Source organism: Intestinimonas butyriciproducens, assembly GCF_016901775.1.
Classification (GTDB): Bacteria; Bacillota; Clostridia; order Oscillospirales; family Butyricicoccaceae; genus Pseudobutyricicoccus.
Genome location: NZ_JACJKW010000029.1, coordinates 1 through 17509, shown reverse-complemented (window position 1 = coordinate 17509; position 17509 = coordinate 1). Strand labels below are relative to the sequence as shown.

The following is a 17509-nucleotide window of genomic DNA, read 5'->3' as shown; positions in this document are numbered from 1 at the left end:
GCGTCCATGGCTTCCACTTCCACGATGAAGTCGATTTCACCGGCTTCCAGAGCGATGGTACGGGAAGAGCCTTCGGGGATGATCTTCCAGGTCATGTTCTTGATCTTGGGAGCGCCCTTATAGTAGTCTTCGAAAGCTTCGAATTCCAGGCTGTCGCCCCGCTTCCACTCCACCAGCTTGTAGGGGCCGGTGCCGATGGGATCGGTGTTGAAGTCATGGCCTTCGTCGATGAGCTTCTTGGGAACGATGGCGTTGCCGTGATGGCACAGGTTCAACAGAACCATGGCGTCGGGGCCATCGGTCTTGATCTCAACAGTGCTGTCGTCCACCTTGGAGATGGAAACGAAGTTCTTGTTGTACAGGTTGACTTCGGCAAAGCCCTGAGCCCACTGGAGGGAAGCCACCACATCATCCACTGTCATAGTGTCGCCGTTGTGGAACTTGACACCTTCTCTAATCTTGAAATGCCAGGTGCTTTCGTCCACATTCTCATAGCTCTCAGCCAGATCGGGCTGGGGCTGCATCTCCATATCGGAGCTGAACAGGGTGTTGTAGGTCAGCAGGTTCATGTAAGAACCGGCCACAGCGTTGTGCTCGGTGGGGGACAGGGAGGGAGTCTCGCCCATGGTGGCGATGACGATGCTGTCTTTGTCGCCGCCGCCCTTGCCGGGATCTTTTTCGCCGCCGCCGTCGCTGGAGCAGCCGGCGAAGAGGCCCAGGGACATGACGCCCGCCAGCAGCAAGCTGATGGCACGCAAATTCCTCTTTCTCATAATGTTCTCACCTCATAAAATTTTTTGCCGGCGACCGTTGCCGACCGCCGGATAGAGCCATAACAGAACCTCAGCACTGTGCACAATTCCGGAAGCTGTGTTCGTGATTTGATTATATATGTTGTAATATTTTATTGCAACCGGAACTTTGGCCCCATGTCATAATTACTGGTCACTTTCCCCAGTAATGCACAATTTTTTTCTCCTTTTCCTGTCATTTTTCAACAGTTTTGTCTTTTTTATTTGTTTGCAATTTGTTCATTTTTTGGTTATTTTCCATAAGTTTTCATTTCCATTTTTGCCAGTTATCCATAAATTTCTTTATCTCTCAACCTCCCCTTTCGGGGAAGAGGTATATTTTCCCATTTTTCCGCCATTTTGTTTCTTATTTATTAACTCTCTGTTTCTAATATTTCTTTTTTGTGAATTTTTCTCCGGTCCATGTCTCCTTTTTCTCCAAGCTTTCACTTTTATGTAATACTTCCTTCATCTTCCCGGCAAATTCCAGACAAAAAGAAGCCCCGCCGCATTCTTCGGCAGGGCTTCTTCTTAATAATCAATATCGGCCTCTTCCAGATCGTATTTTTCCCCATAAAAAGCAAAGAGTTCTATCAGCTCCCGGCGGCGCTTGGCTCTGCGGCGGGGGCCTCTGGTGCACACCATGGCCGCCAGGAAAAGAAGATAGAGAGCCACCGCTGCGGCCAGGGTGAGACGATAGGTGGACAGCACTGTCACCAAAGCACCCAGTCCGGAGACATAGACCCCTACGGCCCCCAGCACCTGGCTCCGCTCCACCTGGAAGGTTTCATCCGCCTGGTCACACCCCAGGGTGTACTCTTCCACCGTTTCCCCTTTCACCCGGCCGAAGGCTACCTGACCATCCTCTGTCCGGTAGGCGGCCACGCCCCGCTCATGGGGTGTTTCCAGCTCGTTGACCACAGCCAGACTCCCTTTGGGCAAAGCAGGAGCCATATCCTCCTGGGTCACCGGAATCAGCTGCCGGTACATTCCCTCCGGCAGCAGGCAATCGGCCCGGAAAGCCATATAAAGAGCCAGAGCCAGCAGCACCACACTGGCAGCAATGCCTGCCAGGCACAGCCGCTTTTTCAGGCGGTTCTTTCTTTTTTTCTTTCTCATATTCATCCCATCCTGTGTATCTGCACATTTCCTTGGCTTCAGCCTTTTCAGTGTACCACGCCCGGTCTTTTTTGTCCATGCCTCCCGGGCGTTACAGCTCGGGAATCAGACCGCTTCCAAAGAGGCGATAAGGCAGGAGAAAGGAGGGCAGCCCCAGCAGGGAAGGCCCCAATGCCCGGCGGGGATAATAAATCACCAGCCCTTCCGACGCCAGATAAAAATTCTCCGGAGAAAACCGGGGTGAAAGCAGCCGTGGCCAATCGATATAATATTCCTCCGGCTGGCGCTGGCTCTGGCGGGAGACCATCTGCTCCACCTGATGCAAAATGGTCTGGCGGTAGGGATACCCAGGACGGAAAAGAGCAGGAAGAGGCACACAGCGGCCCTGGGAAAGAGAAAAGGTGTGGCTGACCCGGCTTCGGTCCAGCTCCCGCTCTCCACGGAAAACAAAGGTGTCCAGAAAGGCCGAGAAAAAGTCCTCCCCCTGATAGATCACTGTATATTCCCGGCCCACTTCCACAGGAGAAAAATCCTCCCCCAGCCGGCGGGATGCCTGACAGGCCAGCGGATACCATTTCCTGCAAAGCCCCTCCAGGCTCTCCCGGGCCTGCCTGGCATAAAAGGCGGAAAGCCAGTCTTCTCTCCCGGGAGCGTCCCCTTTTTCCAGCAGGGGATAGCGCACCTGACAGCAAAGCACCTTCCGTTTTCCTAAAAAGCCTTCCCGCTGCAAACTCTGTTCCTTCACTTGATTCACCACCTCATGGCCATTTTATGGACCATAAAGGGATTTTGTGCCTGCTTTTCCTTCTTTTATCCCTGAACCATGGCTGTGAGGCTTTCCTCAAAGGGAGCTGTCACAACCCCTTTTTCGGTGATAATGGCGGAAATCAGCTGAGCCGGGGTTACATCAAAGGCGGGGTTATAGGTCCTGACCCCCTGGGGCGCCATGGGCTGCTGGTACCAAAGAGAAGTGATCTCCTCTCCCGGCCGCTCTTCGATGGGGATCTCTTTCCCGCTTCCGCAGGAAAGATCCACCGTGCTGGTGGGACCCAGCACATAAAAGGGGATGCCATAGTGACGGGCCAATACCCCTAAGGACAATGTGCCGATCTTATTGGCGGTATCCCCATTGCGGGCCACCCGGTCGCACCCCACCAGCACAGCCTGGATTTTTCCCGCCGCCATGAGACTGGCCGCCATGCTGTCACACTGGAGAGTCACATCCACCCCGGCCCGGCAAAGTTCAAAGGCAGTGAGCCGGGCCCCCTGGAGAAGAGGCCGGGTCTCATCGGCATACACATGAAAACCATAGCCCTCCTGCTGCCCCAGCAAAATGGGCCCCAGAGCCGTCCCCCACCGGGAGGTAGCCAGCTCTCCTGCATTGCAATGGGTCAGAAGTCCCATGCCCGGCTGCAAAAGGGACAGACCATGGCGGGCAATGGACAGGTTCTGTTTTTCATCCTCCTGCAAAATGGAATCGGCCTGCTGCAACAGAGCATCCAAGCAGGCGGACACATCCCACTCATGGGGGCAGGCAGCCAGACATTTTTCCATCCGGGAGAGGGCCCAGGAAAGATTGACCGCTGTGGGCCGGGCGGTTTTCAGATAGGCACAGGTATCCTCCAATGCTTTTTCCAGCTCCTGAGGATTCCGGGGATTTTTCTCCCGCGTCCCCAGCCAGGCTCCGTAAGCGGCGGCTACCCCAATGGCCGGAGCCCCCCGCACCTGCAACATGCGGATGGCTGTCCACACCTCCTCCGCTGTTTTCAGCGCCTGGTACTTCACTTCCCCCGGCAAAAGGGTCTGGTCCACAATGCGCAGCACACCCGCTTCCCGGTCAAACCAGTTGGGCCGCAGTCTGTCCTCCATGGTATTTCCTCCTTTTTTCTTTTTCTCTATTATGGAGGGGCAAAGCGGGGAAAGCAAGTTTTCTTTCTTCCTTTTTGTGAATACAATATGGTATACTATATATAGAGTGAATTTTCATTCAAACCCGAAAAGGAGAACTGCCTATGACCACCGGTTATCTCCGTGAAAAAGACGACATCAAATATTTTATCCTCTTTGCCATGAGCCAGCTGCCCTTCCCTGTGGGTGAACCGGATCTGCTGGACATCTGCCTCATCGACGACGCCTTCGGCTATTTCGAGTTTTCCGAGGCCTTTGCCGAGCTGCAAAGCACCGGTCATGTGCGCCGCCTGGAGGACGAGGAGGGCAAGGCCGTCTATACCATCACCCCTTTGGGCCGGGAGGCCGCCCAGATCTTCCAGGAGGATCTTCCTATCAGTGTGCGGGACAAGGCCCAGGCGGCCGCCCGCCGGGTGGTGCGAAAGATCCGCAGGGATTCCTCCATCACCGCCTTCCACACCCCTGGGGAAAACGGCACCTTCCAGGTGCATCTGGCCATCAGCGATCCCCAGGAAACGGTGCTCTCCATGGATGTGCTGGTGATGAACAGCCGTCAATGCGCCCGGGTGGAGGAAAATTTCCGCCAGAATGCCGAATCGGTATACAGCGATATTCTGAAGATCCTGCTGGCTGAAAAATCCTCTGAGGAATAAACAAGAACACAAGGGAGGTCTTTTGATGCGTTCCCGTTTTGTGTCCCTTTGCCTTCTCTTTGCCCTGCTGCTTTCCGGCTGCGCCTTTTGGCAAAAAACCGAGCCTCCGCCGGAAAAGACCCAGGAACAACCCGCCCCGCCCCCCACAGAAGAACCCAAAGAGCCGGAGCCGGAAATTCCCCAGGGTCCCCTCAATCCCCTCACCGGACTGGAAGCGGGCATGACGGAAAACACCGTTTCCCAAAAGCCGGTGGGGGTGATGATCAGCAACAGCTTTGGTAGCCTGCCTCAGTGGGGCATCTCCCAGGCCGATGTGATCTTTGAAATGATCGCCGAAGGGCGGATCACCCGGTTTCTGGCTCTGTTTCAGGATCCTTCCTCTGTGGAGGCCCTGGGTTCGGTACGCTCGGCCCGGCCCTATTTTATCGATATGGCCCGGGGCTTTGACGCCCTGTATCTCCATTTCGGCGGCAGTGTGCCCGCCTATGAAAAGATCGCCCGGGAGCGAAAAGAAGGCCTCATCGCCATGGACGGCATCCGGGATGGATGGGAAGGCAGCCTGTTTGTCCGGGACCCCAGCCGCCGGAAAGAGCTGGGGCTGGAACACAGCGTCATCACCGGCGGCGAGCGGATCGATGAGGCGCTGAGCACTCTCAGCCAGGATCTGTCCCGCGGCAGTGATTCTCCCTTCTTCTCTTTCTCCCAGGAACACAGCGCCAAAAATGGGGCCAGCGCCCAGCGGGTGCAGGTGACCTTCTCCCAAAATCACAAACCCTATTTTGAATACGATCCTCAGCATGGTGTCTATCTGCGGTATCGATACGGAAAACCTCAGATGGACGCCTGGTACGACACCCAGCTGGCTTTTGAAAATGTGTTCGTTTTGCGGATGCCGCTTACCGATGTACCGGGGAGTGAACTGCACCTGGTGGAAGTGGACACCACCGGCGAGGGCCAGGGCTTTTATTGCAGCGAGGGCCGCTTCGTGCCCATTGCCTGGAAAAAGGACGGCAGCACCTCTCCCCTGGAGCTATTCGATGAAAGGGGAAGTCCCCTGCAAGTGCGGCCGGGTCGCTCTTTTTTCTCGGTGGTCACTGAGACCGACGACATTATCATTGAATAAAAAAAAGCAAATGCCGCTCCTGAAATACAGGAGCGGCATTTTGTATATGTTGTTATGTTTCCTCCCGGGAAGGCTGGGGCTCTGCTTTTTCCCGGCTTTCTTCCGTTTTTGCTTTTTCCAGCTCCTCCGGCGCCAAAGGCTCTTCCATTCCCTCCGGAACGGCGGGCGCCTTCCGCCGTGGCCACGGCATGGGAGCCAGACCCAGAAGCAGCACCATAGCCATAAGGAAGATGTAGACTTCGCCCACCCACACCCCATGGGGCTGGAGTATGGCGGTGCCGAACACGGTGAGAAAATGGGCCAGGGCGGCCAGCAGCACCGGCTTTATGCTGCGGCGACGGAGTCCATGGAACACAAGGCCGGTGAGGACGATCTGGATGATGGTATAGAAAATCCGCTCCACGCCTCCGGCAGCAAATTCCAGGGCCGGGGTGCCGGTGAGCACCTGATAGACCTGTACCGCCGCTTCCTGGCCGAATACTTCGCTATAATTGGACAGGCCATTCTGATTGATGGCAAAAGCCAGCATCAGATTGCCGAAATAGCTGAGACCCATGAGGAAAAAGGTTTCGGCAATGCTGTGGCCCAGGCCATAGCCGATGCTGTCCCCGGGGGTGATGCTCCGCCCTTTCCGCCCCAGCACCAGCCGTCCCCCCAGAAACCGGGCGGCCGTTTCAAAAAAGGCGGTGGTGATGGCCATAAGCAGCGCGTTGCCCACCAGACTGTAGGCAAAAGACTGTACGCCGGGGATCTGATAAAGCAGCCACAGCACCGGCAGACGGAACAGCGCCTGGAGCACCGCATAGAAGAAAAAGCCGGTGATCAGGCTGCGCCAGGAAAGTTTCCCTGCGGCACACAGCACCACCGCCCCGATGATGGGCAGAAAAAAGGCCGCCGTCAAGGTGAAGATCATCGCCAGGATGGAGCCTACGCTTACCATTTATTCCATTCCTCCTTCTGCGGCCAGGCCGCCCTTCTGTGGTATACGCATGGTTTTTAGTGTAGCGTCCCGGGTGGCCCCTGTCAACGGCCATGCACCATTCTTCACAACTTGTTTTCACCTGCCGCCCCATTTCGTCAAAAAAGTCCCCCTTTCTGCCCGCTTCCCACTCCTCCCATCCTGGAACTGGAAAATTTTCTTGTGGAACTTCGTTCCATATGCTATACTTTGTCTGGAAATTTTATTGCGCAGGACGCGAAAAACAGAAAGGATGAGCAAGATGAAAAAAAGTTGGATCGCCCTATTGCTGGCAGCGCTGACCACGGCTTCCCTGGCTTTGCCGGCGTCGGCCGCTTCCCTTCCCCAGCCCCAGGCCGCAGCGGAGATGCGGGCTCAGGTGGAGGAATACGGCTCCCGTCCCTTCCGGGAAGGGCTGAAGCCGGTGCTGGTGGACAGTGTGTGGATGTATATGGACCAGCAGTCCAACATCGTGGATCTGAACCAGGGCCGCTTCTCCTATGTATACGACTTTTTTGACGGGCTGGCCGCTGTCATTGACAAGAACACCGGCAAGGTGGGCTACATCGACAAAACCGGCGCCATCCGCATCCCCTGCCAGTTCGGCTACCACGATCTGATGGGCACGGTGTATGTGGGCTATTTCAAGAATGGAAAGGCCACCGTGCTGAAAGAATACTATCCGGCCAAAGAGGATCTTTCCGGCTCTTTCCCCACCTATTCCTCGGGCACCTGGCAAGTGGCCCACATTGACAAAACCGGCGCCCTCACCGACAGCTGGAAGAGCGTGGAAGGCATGAGTCAGGGCCTGTACCTCATTGGCGACAACGGCTATATGCCCGATGAACCCTATGAGGAAGATGTGGAGCCGCTGGTCTTCTCTGTCACCGGTTATGCAGGAGAAGACGCCATGTACCCCGGCATAGGGGATGAAAATGTGTTCTACAACGGCGCTGCCTACCAGGTGAATGTGACAAACAACACCGAAAGCCCCATCCAGGGCCGCTATGGGCTGATCTCCTGCATCTCCAATGACCAGGGAGAAGCCACCGCTGCCCAGATCCACTATTTTGACATCGATCTGGCCCCCTGGGAAACCAAGGAATATCCTTTTGCCTCCTACTTCTCCGCCCTGGCCAGCGGCGGCTTCCAGTTTGTGTGGATTGCGGTGGAAGATAAGGACAGCTTTGAGCAAAGCGTGCCCTATGACCTGGAGCAGGATGCCCAGCGCCGTCTGCTGAAAAATCCCGGCGGCTGGCTGGCCGCCGCCATGCAGTCCTATACCTGCCGTTTCTGGCAAAGAGACGGCCTTTTCGCCCAGGCATTGATCGACAACGAAAAAGTGTCCTCCTGGGCCAAGGAAGAATTTGACGCCGCCAACATTCTGGGACTGATCCCCGCCCTCACCGACCAGCCGGCCTTTACCCAGGCCATCACCCGGGAGCAGTTCGCCCAGCTGATTGTCAACCTCACTGAAAAGGCCCTGGGCAAGGAACTTGCCCAGGCCCCCTCGGACACTTTCAGCGACACTTCCAGCCCGGCCATTCTGAAAGCCTATGAGGCCGGTATCATCACCGGTATGGGCGACGGAACATTTGAGCCCAAGACCACCACCAACCGGGAACAGATCGCCACCATGATCTACCGGGCAGTGCAGTACATGGAAAAAGAGACCGACAAGGCGCTGACTCCTGCGGCCGGCTCGGTGGAGGCCTTCCAGGACAAAGCCCAGATCTCCGATTGGGCGGTGGAAGGGGTGGGCAAGCTGGCCGCCAACGCCATCATGAACGGCACCTCCCAATCTACCGCTTCTCCCAAACAGTCCTGCACAGTGGAGCAGAGCATCCTGCTGCTCTACCGTCTCTATCAGAAAGTCTGATTTTTCCAACACACGCAAAAAGGCCCGGCTTTTTTCGCCGGGCCTTTTCTTTGCATTTCTGGCCTGTTCCCGCAGGGACTGCGCCCATAGGGGTCCCCAGGCCTTGTTTTTTTGTTTTCCCATGGGGTACACAAAGAGTATCTGCAAGAAAAACCTATTTATGCTCTTTTAAAAAATTTTCCACATTCTCCGTCACTTTCTGGCTCAGGCGCTGGGTGCACTGGACTCCCGAGCCGGCATACCGGGGCGTATACAGCACATGGGGCAGGTTTGCAAGCTCCTCATGGCAGCCGGTCATGCCGGTCTCATCGCAGATATAATAGTTCTGCCGGCTTCCCTCCAGCCATTTTTTCAGTGCAGGCACATGGAAAGAGGGGCCAATGGCGGTGTTCAGCAGGATCTTTCCATTCCCCATCTGCTCAAACTCCTTTTCATGGAGCAAAATGGTGTTTTTGTTCAGATGGGTGGAGATGATCTCGCATTTTTCCAAAAGCTCCGGCAGCGGGAGATAGGTAAAGCCCTTCTCTTCCTGTTCCGGCTTTCTGGTGCGGCTGTAATAATAGACCTCCGCCCCGAAAAACCGAAGGGCATCGGCCATGAGGATGCCGGTGGTGCCCAGACCCACAATGCCGCATTTCACACCGGTCAGCTCGGTGGGGCGCTCCTTCCACTGATGCTCCCCGAAGCCATGGAGCAGATCCACCAGACGGCTGATGCCAAACTCGGTGACCCCCGGGTCGCCATAATCCCGGATGCCGGCAACGGCGATGCCCTTTTCCCGGCAGCAGGGAATGTCCACATTGGCGCTTTGCTCATCGTACAGGCTGCAGCACATCCCGATGTACCGGATGTTGGGACAGGCCTCAATCACCGCCCGGGGGATGAGGGTGGTAAAGGATACCAGCACTCCGTCGGCGTCCCCGATGCGGCGGATCACCTCTTCCGGGCTTTGGGGAATGTCCTCATAGGCCGCATATTCCCGGCACAGGGTCTTGAGCTTTTCCACATGCTCTGCGTCCACCCCGATAGGCTCAATGGCCACCAGTTTTTCAAACATGGCTTCTGCCTCCTTTTTCCTTGGTTCTGACTGCATGATAGCACCATTTTCCTTTTTTGAAAACCCCGCTTTTTTTCCTTCGGAATTTTTCCCGCCGGTGGAAAAAGGAAAGGGGGTGTGCTATCATTTTTTCAGAGAGGTGATATTTTATGGATCGCATCGATCTGAACTGTGACCTGGGCGAAAGCTTTGGCGCCTACCGCATTGGACTGGATGAAGAAGTGGTTCCCCATGTGACCTCGGTGAACATCGCCTGTGGCTGGCACGCCGGTGATCCCCTGGTGATGGAGAAAACCGTGGCCATGGCCAAACAGCACCATGTGGCTGTGGGAGCCCACCCGGGCTTTCCCGATCTGCTGGGCTTCGGCCGCCGGGAGATCAAGGCTTCCCCCCAGGAGGTCTATGCCTATGTAAAGTACCAGCTGGGAGCGCTCTATGCCTTTGCCCGCTCCCAGGGTCTGGAAGTGCAGCACATAAAGGCCCACGGCAGCCTTTATAACATGGCGGGCAAAGACATCCGGCTGGCCGAGGCCATGTGCCGGGCCTGCCGGGATTTCGATTCCCAGCTGATCATCCTGGCCCTGGCGGGCAGCCAGATGGAGCAGGCCGCAAAGGAAATGGGCGTGCCCTGCGCCCGGGAATTTTTCGCCGACCGGGCCTATGCCCCTGACGGCAACCTGGCTCCCCGCAGTCAGCCGGGCGCCGTGATCCACGACACCCAGGTGGCTCTGGATCGGGTGGTGCGCATGATCAAAGAAGGCAAGGTGCAGGCCACAAACGGGGAAGATATCCCGGTGCAGTGCGACAGCATCTGCGTCCACGGAGACAACGAAAGCGCCATCGCCTTTGTCACCGCCATCCGCAGCCGTCTTGCGGAAGAGGGCATCGCCTGCCAGAGCTTCGGCTCTTTTGTGAGGTAAAGCCATGGGAAATGTGCGTTTTCTCCCCTGCGGCGATCAGGCCGTCACGGTGGAATGGGGAAGCACCATCGACGAGCATATCAACCGGCAGGTCCACGCCTTTGCCCGGAAAGTGGAAGAGCTTTCCCATCCGGCCATTACAGAAGTGGTGCCCACTTACCGCTCGGCCACCGTCCACTACCGGCCGGAGGTACTCTCCTATGAAGAGCTGAAACAGCTGCTCCTTTCCCTGACCCAGGGAGGCCCAGAGGAAACGGAAGAACTTCCGGTGGTGGAAATTCCGGTGTGCTACGGCGGGGAATATGGCCCGGATCTAGAAGAAGTGGCCCAGCATTGCTCTCTGACCCCGGAAGAGGTCATCGCCCGGCACACCGCCCCTACATACCGGATCTATATGCTGGGCTTCACTCCCGGTTTTCCCTATCTGGGAGGCATGGACCCCTCCATCGCCGCACCCCGGCGGAAGGAACCCCGCATTCATATCCCGGCGGGCTCGGTGGGCATTGCGGGCGAGCAGACCGGGGTCTATCCCATCGTCTCCCCCGGCGGCTGGCAGCTCATCGGCCGCACCCCCCTGCGCCTGTTCGACCCCCAAAGGGAACAGCCCATTTTGCTTTCCGCCGGTGCCGGCATCCGCTTCGTGCCCATTGATGAAGAGACCTTCCGCAAGATGGAAGAGAAGGAGGGGAAAAGAGCATGATCACTGTATTGCAGCCCGGCCTGCTCACCACCTTGCAGGATGAAGGGCGCCTGGGCTACCAGAAATACGGGGTGCCTGTGGCCGGGGCCATGGACAGCCTGGCCCTCCACACCGCAAACCTGCTGGCGGGAAATGATATGGGGGAGGCCTGCCTGGAGATCACCGGTCTGGGGCCCACGCTGCGCTTTGAAACCCCGGTGGCCTTTGCCCTCTCCGGCGGGGAATTTTCCCCCACCCTGGACGGTGTGCCCCTTGAAATGAACCGGGCCTATTCCGCCCCCAAAGGCAGCGTTTTGCAGGTGGGCGCCTGCAAAGGGGGATTCCGGTGTTATCTTGCAGTAAACGGCGGCTTTGATGTGCCCCTTGTGATGAACAGCCGCTCCACCTACCTGAAAGGCGCTTTCGGCGGTTTTCAGGGGCGGGCCATCCAGAAGGGAGATACGCTGCCTTTGCGGGAGCCCCAGTTCTGGCTCAATGCCATGGACAAGAGAAGCGCTTCCTATCCTCTGCCGGAGGGCGTGCCGGTGATCCATGTGATCATGGGCCCCCAGGATGACTGCTTCTCTTCCCGGGGAAAGCGGACCTTCCTCCAGAAGGAATACACCCTGGGGCAAAGCTGCGACCGGATGGGCTACCGCCTGGAAGGCCCGGCCATTGAGCGGAGTGAAGGCTTTGACGGCAACATCCTCTCCGACGGCGTGGCCATGGGCTCGGTGCAGGTGCCCGACGGCACCCCGCTGATCATGATGGCCGACCGGCAGACCACCGGCGGCTATGGAAAGATCGCCACCGTGGCCTCCTTTGACCTGCCGGTGCTGGCCCAGTGCCGCCCGGGAGACAGGATCACCTTTGCCGCCATCACCACAGAAGAGGCCCACCAGGAAATGGCCAAGCGCCGCCGGGCCCTTTCCGCTCTCCGGGACGCTCTGGAGATGCCCCCTGGGCTGTGGTAATGTGGCCACATGGTAAAGTGCCCAATGGAAAGGGAGAATTTTTGTTCATTGCACCATTGACTTACACCCCGCTCCAAGCGATAAAATAATAAATAGTTTTGTAACATTATTCAATGTTGCGATGCATCAAGTAAAAAGCGATGGAGCCGGGCGGTGCAGGGCTGCCCGGTTCATTGCGGGAAAGGAAGAACGGCATGCAGCAAAAATCCCGATCCAACCATATGTTTCTGTTTTTTGTGGTGCTCTCCGCCTTTTTCGTGGCGGCCAGTTTCGCCCACCCGGTGACCCCCACCCTCATCAAGGAATATGATCTGAACGATTATATGTTCGGTGTGGCGCTGGCGGCTATGCAGACCACAAACTTCCTCTTTTCTCCCTTCTGGGGCAAGCTGAACAATTACATTTCCAGCCGCCAGGCCATGCTGGTCTGCGGCATCGGCTACGCTGTGGGACAAGCCCTCTTCGGCATGGCCCGCACCGAGGCCATGGTGATCTTCGCCCGGGCCTTTGCCGGTTTCTTTACCGGCGGCGCCTTCGTCAGCTTTCTCACCTATGTGGTCAACACCTCTTCCGACAATGATCGGGGCAAAAACCTGACCATTTCCGCCACCATCCAAAGCGTGGCCGGAGCCTTCGGCTATTTTGCGGGCGGATTTCTGGGAGAGATCGGCCTGGGCGTCACTTTTGCCGCTCAATCCATCTGTCTGGCTGCCTGCGGCGTGTTTTTCTTCCTCTTCTGCAAAGACGACCGGAAAGCGGGCATGGGCAAGCTGCAGATGGGCGATCTGATCCACGATGCCAACCCCTTCTCCGCCTTTATCCAGAGCCGGCAGTTCATGTCCATTCTCTTTGCCGTGCTTTTCACCGTCACCGTTTTGCAGAATGTGGGCTACAACGCCTTTGAACAGTGCTTCAACTACTTCATCAAAGACGAATTTGGCCTGACCTCCAAATACAACGGCCTGATCAAAGGCGTCATCGGCTTTGTGTCCCTGACAGCCAACGCCACCATCTGCATGTGGATGATCCGCCGCACCAATGTGCGCCGCTCGGTGATCTATGTGCTCCTGGCCTGCACCCTGACCAGCCTGGGCGTGGTGTTCTCCAATGCTGTGGTGCCCTTCATGACGGTGAGCGTTCTGTTCTATGCCTTCAACGCTGTATCCATCCCCCTGCTTCAGGATATGGTGGCAAAGCGGGCCCAGAACGGCAAGGACAGTAACCTGATCATGGGCTTTTACAACGCCACCAAATCCTTGGGCGGCATCATCGGCTCGTTGTCTGCCGGTTTCCTCTACACCGTCAATTCCAAGCTGACTTTTGTGGTCACCGCCGTGGTGTTCTTCGGCGCTGTGATTTTCTCCACCATCTATTCCAAGATGAAAGAACCTGCAGAAAGCCCGGAGCAGACTCCGGCTTCCTCCCGCTGAGTTCTCTTTCCAGGGGCGGCCCGGCATGTCCCGGCCGCCTCTCTTTTTGTCCATCTGAAAGGAGTTTTCCCCTGCCATGAAACAATCATCCCCACCGCCTATGATCTTTTTCTTCCTGGTGCTCATCCTCTATAACCTGGCGGCCAATTTCGCCCATCCGGTGACCCCCACCCTCATCCAGGTTTACCATCTCAGCGATTATATGTTTGGCGTGGCCTTTGCCGCCATGCAGACCACAAACTTCCTCTTTTCCCCCTTCTGGGGCAAGCTGTCCGGCTATATCTCCAGCCGCATGACCCTGCTCATCTGCGGCTGCGGTTATGCCTGCGGCCAGCTGCTCTTCTTCCTGGCCCACACCGAAGGGCTGATCATCGCCGCCCGGTGCATTTCCGGCTTTTTCATCAGCGGCGCTTCGGTGGCCTGCCTGATCTATGTGGTCAACACCTCCTCCGATATGGAGCGGGGCCGCAACCTCACCATTCTGGCCACCATCCAGAGCGTGGGCGCTGCCTTCGGCTACCTGATCGGCGGATTTCTGGGCGAGTTCTCCCTGGGGGCCGCCTTCCTGCCCCAGGTCTTTTGTCTGGCTTCCAGCGGCCTGCTCTTCTTCCTGTTCTGCCGGGACGACCGGCGGCCGGAGATCGCTTCCCAGCCCCTCACCCGGCGCACCCTGGTGCGGGATGCCAACCCCTTTGCCGCCTTTCTGCAAAGCCGCCAGTTTATGACGGCCCTCTTTGCCACCCTCTTTACCGTCACGGCGCTGCAGAACCTGGGCTATACCGCCTATGACCAGTGCTTCAACTATTTCATCAAAGACCAGTTCGGCTTCACCTCGGCCTACAACGGAGCCATCAAGGGTGTCATCGGCTTTATCTCTCTGGTGGCCAACGCCACCATTTGTATGTCCATCATCCGCCGGGGCAAGGTCAACCGGTCGGTGGCCTATGTGCTCATGGCCTGCACCCTGACCATTTTTGCCGTGCTCTTTCTGGACGAACTGCGCATCCCCTTCCTGGTTGTCAATGTGGTGTTTTATGCCTTCAACGCCGTGTCCATCCCCCTGCTTCAGGACATGGTGGCCAAAAAGGCCGAGGGCAACGACTCTAACCTGGTGATGGGCTTTTACAACGCCACAAAGTCCCTGGGCGGTATCATCGGCTCCCTCACCGCCGGTTTCCTCTATGCCAAGGGCGCCAGCCTGTCCTTCGTCTTTGCCGGCATTATTTTGCTGCTGGCCACTTTGTTTGCCTTTGTCTATCAGCGGAAAAATGTCCCTTCCCCCCTGTCTGCCCGCCGCTGAGCATTCTGTTTCCCCATCCCCTGCGTGAAAGGAAGTCTTTTCCATGAATCAAAATTCCTCCCGCCAGCTTTTGCGGGTCTATGCCATCTGTCTGCTGGGCACCTTTGCCGGTTCCTTCATTTCTCCCATCCTCCGCCTGCTGGTGGATCTGGGGGTGGATTCGGCGGTGATCACCTTCTACCGGATGCTCTTTGTCAGCCTGCTGCTGGTGCCTCTGCTCCTGTCCCGGAAGGAAAGCCGGCAAAACCTGCGCTCCATTTCCCCCAAGGTCTTTGCAGGGGTCATCGCCTACGCCCTGTGCCGCTGCGCCGGTCTTTTGTTCTGGGCCGAAGCCATGGTGAAAGGGGCCAGCGCCTTTGTGGCCAATACCCTGGGCAATTCCTCGGCGGTGTTCGTGGTGCTCTTTTCCTTCCTTTTTCTCCGGGAAAAAACCTCCCTCCGCTCCCTGGCGGGCATCGGGGTATGCCTGATCGGCGTCATGGTCATCGGCTCGGACAACCTGGGGGAAAGCTCGGCTTTTCTGGCGGTGCTTTTCATCCTGCTGTCCTCCCTGTTCAATGCAGGAAACACCGTGCTGGGAAGAGCGGTGCGCCGCACCCTGGATCTTCTTCCCCTGCTGGCCATGGAGTATTCCATCGGCGCTTTGTGCACTGGTGTTTATGCTTTTTCCAAGGGAGCTGATTTCCATCTGCCCCCGCTGGCCATCCTCTATCTGATCCTGCTGGCCTGGGTGTGCACCCTGATGGCCCTGTCCATTCCCATCTGGGCCTTGCGCTATGCCCGCCCGGCTTCGGTATCGGTGATCAACCTGGCGGGACCGGTGTTCACCGTGTTTACCGGCTTCTTCCTCCTGGGAGAAGTGCCCACCCTGCCCATGTACCTGGGCGCTGCCATCATGATACTGGGCTTGGGTTTTTATGTGCTCAACGAGCAGAAAGAAGCTCTGCGGGTCAAACACTAAACTGCGTCTACGGCATAAAAAAAATCCCCGGTTTCCCGAAAAGTTGAGACTATGGGAAAAGCCATCCTGTAAAAAGGCCTTTGCCCTACCCCGAATCAATCTGCAAAAAGCTGCGACCTGTGCGCAGCTTTTTGCACCTATCAAGGGGCCAGTGTGCGCCGAAGGCGTGCACGCAGACCCTTGCGGCAATCCAAAAAAGTGGCTTCTGCCACTTTTTTGAAAGAAAAAAATCCCCGGGAAACCGGGGATTTTTTCTGTATGTACCAAGTTTTACAGCTGGTTGTGATAGACTTCGCCGTCGATCATGGTGAAGACGCAGCGGGTCATGTTGCTGAAGGGATGGCCGTCGAAGATGACCACATCGGCGTCCTTGCCGGCTTCCAGAGAACCCACTTTGTCCTCGATGCCCAGGAGCTTGGCCGGGTTGACGGTGACACCCTTGAAGGCTTCCTTCTCGTCCAGGCCATAGGAGATGCAGACACCAATGTCTCTTCTCAGCCACTTGGTCTCAGAGGAAGTGTCGGCGGTGAGGCACACCAGGCAGCCGGCGTCGATCAGGGTCTGGGCATTTTCCGGCTTGGCGTTCCACAGCTCCATCTTGGCGGGAGGCAGAAGCAGGGGACCCACCACGCAGCGCACCTGCTTTTTGCCCAGATAATCGGCGATCAGGTGGCCTTCGGTGGCGTGCTCGATGGTGTAGTCCAGGTTGAACTCCTCGGCCACACGGATGGCGGTGCAGATATCATCGGCCCGATGGGCATGGATACGGCAGCGCATCTCGCCCCGAACCACGGGAACCAGAGCTTCCAGTTCAAAGTCGTATTTGCCGATCTTGGTGCGGTCGTCGCCCACAGCCAGCAGACGGTCGGAATAGTTCTTGGCATTGGCCAGAGCTTCCCGCCACACGCCGGCATTGCCCATACGGGTCATGGGGGATTTATCCCGAGGGCCATAGTTGGTCTTGGCATTTTCGCCCAGAGCCATCTTCATGGCTTCGGTACCGGGGATGATCATCTCATCGGCCACCTTGCCACGCAGCTTGAAGGCCACGCCGGTGCCGCCGATCAGGTTGCCCGAGCCAGGGCCGGTATAGCAGGTGGTAAAGCCCGCTTCCCGCACAGGCACGATGGCATAGTCAAAGGGGTTGAGGGCATCCAGACCCCGCAGATGAGACTGAATGGGGCCGCTCATCTCATTGCCGTCGTTGCGGGTACGATGCCAGTTGGGCTCGTTGAAAGTGGAAATATGGGTATGGGCGTCGATCAAGCCAGGGGTCACCCATTTGCCGGTGGCATCCACGATTTCAGCATCGTCCGGGATCTCTACCTGCTGGCCCACTGCCTTGATCTGGCCACCCTCCACCAAAACGGTGGCGTTGTCCAGAAAGCTGCCGTCGGGCTGGAGCACTTTGCCGTTTTTGATCGCGATCATCTTGTGTCACTCTCCTTTTCATTCTGCCGGGACTTGCCCCGGTATTTTTTATTATACCACAAAGTGAAGCGAAGTGGTATATTGGCCGTGTTTTCGGTTGTCCCCTTTGCGGGACGAGAAAACGGCCGTGAAATCGGTATCATAACCGCTCTGTGGTTATGATACCACAAAGCGAAGCGAAGTGGTATATTGGCCATGTTTTCGGTTGTCCCGTTCACGGGACGAGAAAACGGCCATGAAATCGGTATCATAACCGCTCTGTGGTTATGATACCACAAAGCGAAGCGAAGTGGTATATTGGCCATGTTTTCGCTTGTCCCCTTTGC

General features: G+C 57.0%; 16 protein-coding genes. 9 read left to right on the top strand and 7 right to left on the bottom strand.

Features of this window, described 5'->3' with window-relative positions:
- The 4 genes from H6A25_RS11860 to mtnA all read right to left on the bottom strand — a co-directional run.
- On the bottom strand, nt 1-773 hold a 773-nt coding region (locus H6A25_RS11860; protein WP_204752336.1), incomplete at its 3' end, for an ABC transporter substrate-binding protein.
- Nucleotides 774-1322: 549 nt separating this feature from the next.
- Nucleotides 1323-1910, bottom strand: a complete 588-nt coding sequence (locus H6A25_RS11855) for a hypothetical protein (RefSeq protein WP_204752335.1) — start codon at nt 1908-1910, stop codon at nt 1323-1325.
- Between the two features lie 91 nt (nt 1911-2001).
- The gene (locus H6A25_RS12995) at nt 2002-2655 is read right to left on the bottom strand and encodes a DUF3298 domain-containing protein (protein WP_204752334.1); all 654 of its coding nucleotides are present in this window, start codon (nt 2653-2655) and stop codon (nt 2002-2004) included.
- Between the two features lie 65 nt (nt 2656-2720).
- Nucleotides 2721-3779 carry an S-methyl-5-thioribose-1-phosphate isomerase gene (gene mtnA, locus H6A25_RS11845; RefSeq protein ID WP_204752333.1) on the bottom strand — a complete coding sequence of 353 codons (1059 nt, stop codon included), beginning with the start codon at nt 3777-3779 and terminating at the stop codon, nt 2721-2723.
- Between the two features lie 143 nt (nt 3780-3922).
- Between mtnA and H6A25_RS11840 the strand changes: the two genes are divergently transcribed.
- On the top strand, nt 3923-4471 hold the full coding sequence (locus H6A25_RS11840) for a DUF4364 family protein (protein WP_204752332.1): 549 nt from the start codon (nt 3923-3925) through the stop codon (nt 4469-4471).
- A 25-nt stretch (nt 4472-4496) separates the two neighbouring features.
- Entirely contained in the window at nt 4497-5594 is a 1098-nt protein-coding gene (locus H6A25_RS11835; RefSeq protein WP_204752331.1) for a DUF3048 domain-containing protein, read from the top strand.
- A gap of 52 nt (nt 5595-5646) precedes the next feature.
- On the opposite strand, the gene H6A25_RS11830 is transcribed toward H6A25_RS11835, so the two are convergent.
- Entirely contained in the window at nt 5647-6534 is an 888-nt protein-coding gene (locus H6A25_RS11830) for a YhfC family glutamic-type intramembrane protease (RefSeq protein WP_204752330.1), read from the bottom strand.
- A 280-nt stretch (nt 6535-6814) separates the two neighbouring features.
- Between H6A25_RS11830 and H6A25_RS11825 the strand changes: the two genes are divergently transcribed.
- Nucleotides 6815-8431 carry an S-layer homology domain-containing protein gene (locus H6A25_RS11825; RefSeq protein WP_204752329.1) on the top strand — a complete coding sequence of 539 codons (1617 nt, stop codon included), beginning with the start codon at nt 6815-6817 and terminating at the stop codon, nt 8429-8431.
- A gap of 154 nt (nt 8432-8585) precedes the next feature.
- Here the strand turns inward: H6A25_RS11825 and H6A25_RS11820 are convergent, their stop codons facing one another.
- On the bottom strand, nt 8586-9488 hold the full coding sequence (locus H6A25_RS11820; RefSeq protein WP_204752328.1) for an NAD(P)-dependent oxidoreductase: 903 nt from the start codon (nt 9486-9488) through the stop codon (nt 8586-8588).
- 149 nt (nt 9489-9637) lie between these two features.
- Between H6A25_RS11820 and H6A25_RS11815 the strand changes: the two genes are divergently transcribed.
- The 6 genes from H6A25_RS11815 (at nt 9638) to H6A25_RS11790 (ending at nt 15752) form a co-directional block, all read left to right on the top strand.
- Entirely contained in the window at nt 9638-10408 is a 771-nt protein-coding gene (locus tag H6A25_RS11815) for a LamB/YcsF family protein (RefSeq protein ID WP_204752327.1), read from the top strand.
- 4 nt (nt 10409-10412) lie between these two features.
- Nucleotides 10413-11108, top strand: a complete 696-nt coding sequence (pxpB, locus tag H6A25_RS11810) for a 5-oxoprolinase subunit PxpB (RefSeq protein ID WP_204752326.1) — start codon at nt 10413-10415, stop codon at nt 11106-11108.
- Complete coding sequence (locus tag H6A25_RS11805; RefSeq protein WP_204752325.1) at nt 11105-12061, top strand: biotin-dependent carboxyltransferase family protein; 957 nt, start codon at nt 11105-11107, stop codon at nt 12059-12061. The genes pxpB and H6A25_RS11805 overlap by 4 nt, the downstream gene beginning before the upstream one ends.
- Before the next feature lie 194 nt (nt 12062-12255).
- On the top strand, nt 12256-13491 hold the full coding sequence (locus H6A25_RS11800; protein WP_204752324.1) for an MFS transporter: 1236 nt from the start codon (nt 12256-12258) through the stop codon (nt 13489-13491).
- A gap of 76 nt (nt 13492-13567) precedes the next feature.
- Nucleotides 13568-14791 carry an MFS transporter gene (locus H6A25_RS11795; RefSeq protein ID WP_204752323.1) on the top strand — a complete coding sequence of 408 codons (1224 nt, stop codon included), beginning with the start codon at nt 13568-13570 and terminating at the stop codon, nt 14789-14791.
- Nucleotides 14792-14834: 43 nt separating this feature from the next.
- Entirely contained in the window at nt 14835-15752 is a 918-nt protein-coding gene (locus tag H6A25_RS11790; protein WP_204752322.1) for a DMT family transporter, read from the top strand.
- Between the two features lie 270 nt (nt 15753-16022).
- On the opposite strand, the gene H6A25_RS11785 is transcribed toward H6A25_RS11790, so the two are convergent.
- Nucleotides 16023-17183, bottom strand: a complete 1161-nt coding sequence (locus H6A25_RS11785; RefSeq protein ID WP_204752321.1) for an amidohydrolase — start codon at nt 17181-17183, stop codon at nt 16023-16025.
- Between the last annotated feature and the right edge of the window lie 326 nt (nt 17184-17509).

Bases quoted from the DNA above. Each gene is read 5' to 3' on its own strand.
- H6A25_RS11815 (WP_204752327.1), top strand. From the start codon at position 9,638: ATGGATCGCATCGATCTGAACTGTGACCTGGGCGAAAGCTTTGGCGCC.
- H6A25_RS11840 (WP_204752332.1), top strand. From the start codon at position 3,923: ATGACCACCGGTTATCTCCGTGAAAAAGACGACATCAAATATTTTATC.
- H6A25_RS11835 (WP_204752331.1), top strand. From the start codon at position 4,497: ATGCGTTCCCGTTTTGTGTCCCTTTGCCTTCTCTTTGCCCTGCTGCTT.
- pxpB (WP_204752326.1), top strand. From the start codon at position 10,413: ATGGGAAATGTGCGTTTTCTCCCCTGCGGCGATCAGGCCGTCACGGTG.
- H6A25_RS11795 (WP_204752323.1), top strand. From the start codon at position 13,568: ATGAAACAATCATCCCCACCGCCTATGATCTTTTTCTTCCTGGTGCTC.
- H6A25_RS11855 (WP_204752335.1), bottom strand. From the start codon at position 1,910: ATGAGAAAGAAAAAAAGAAAGAACCGCCTGAAAAAGCGGCTGTGCCTG.
- H6A25_RS11785 (WP_204752321.1), bottom strand. From the start codon at position 17,183: ATGATCGCGATCAAAAACGGCAAAGTGCTCCAGCCCGACGGCAGCTTT.
- H6A25_RS11800 (WP_204752324.1), top strand. From the start codon at position 12,256: ATGCAGCAAAAATCCCGATCCAACCATATGTTTCTGTTTTTTGTGGTG.
- mtnA (WP_204752333.1), bottom strand. From the start codon at position 3,779: ATGGAGGACAGACTGCGGCCCAACTGGTTTGACCGGGAAGCGGGTGTG.
- H6A25_RS11825 (WP_204752329.1), top strand. From the start codon at position 6,815: ATGAAAAAAAGTTGGATCGCCCTATTGCTGGCAGCGCTGACCACGGCT.
- H6A25_RS11805 (WP_204752325.1), top strand. From the start codon at position 11,105: ATGATCACTGTATTGCAGCCCGGCCTGCTCACCACCTTGCAGGATGAA.
- H6A25_RS11820 (WP_204752328.1), bottom strand. From the start codon at position 9,488: ATGTTTGAAAAACTGGTGGCCATTGAGCCTATCGGGGTGGACGCAGAG.
- H6A25_RS11790 (WP_204752322.1), top strand. From the start codon at position 14,835: ATGAATCAAAATTCCTCCCGCCAGCTTTTGCGGGTCTATGCCATCTGT.
- H6A25_RS11830 (WP_204752330.1), bottom strand. From the start codon at position 6,534: ATGGTAAGCGTAGGCTCCATCCTGGCGATGATCTTCACCTTGACGGCG.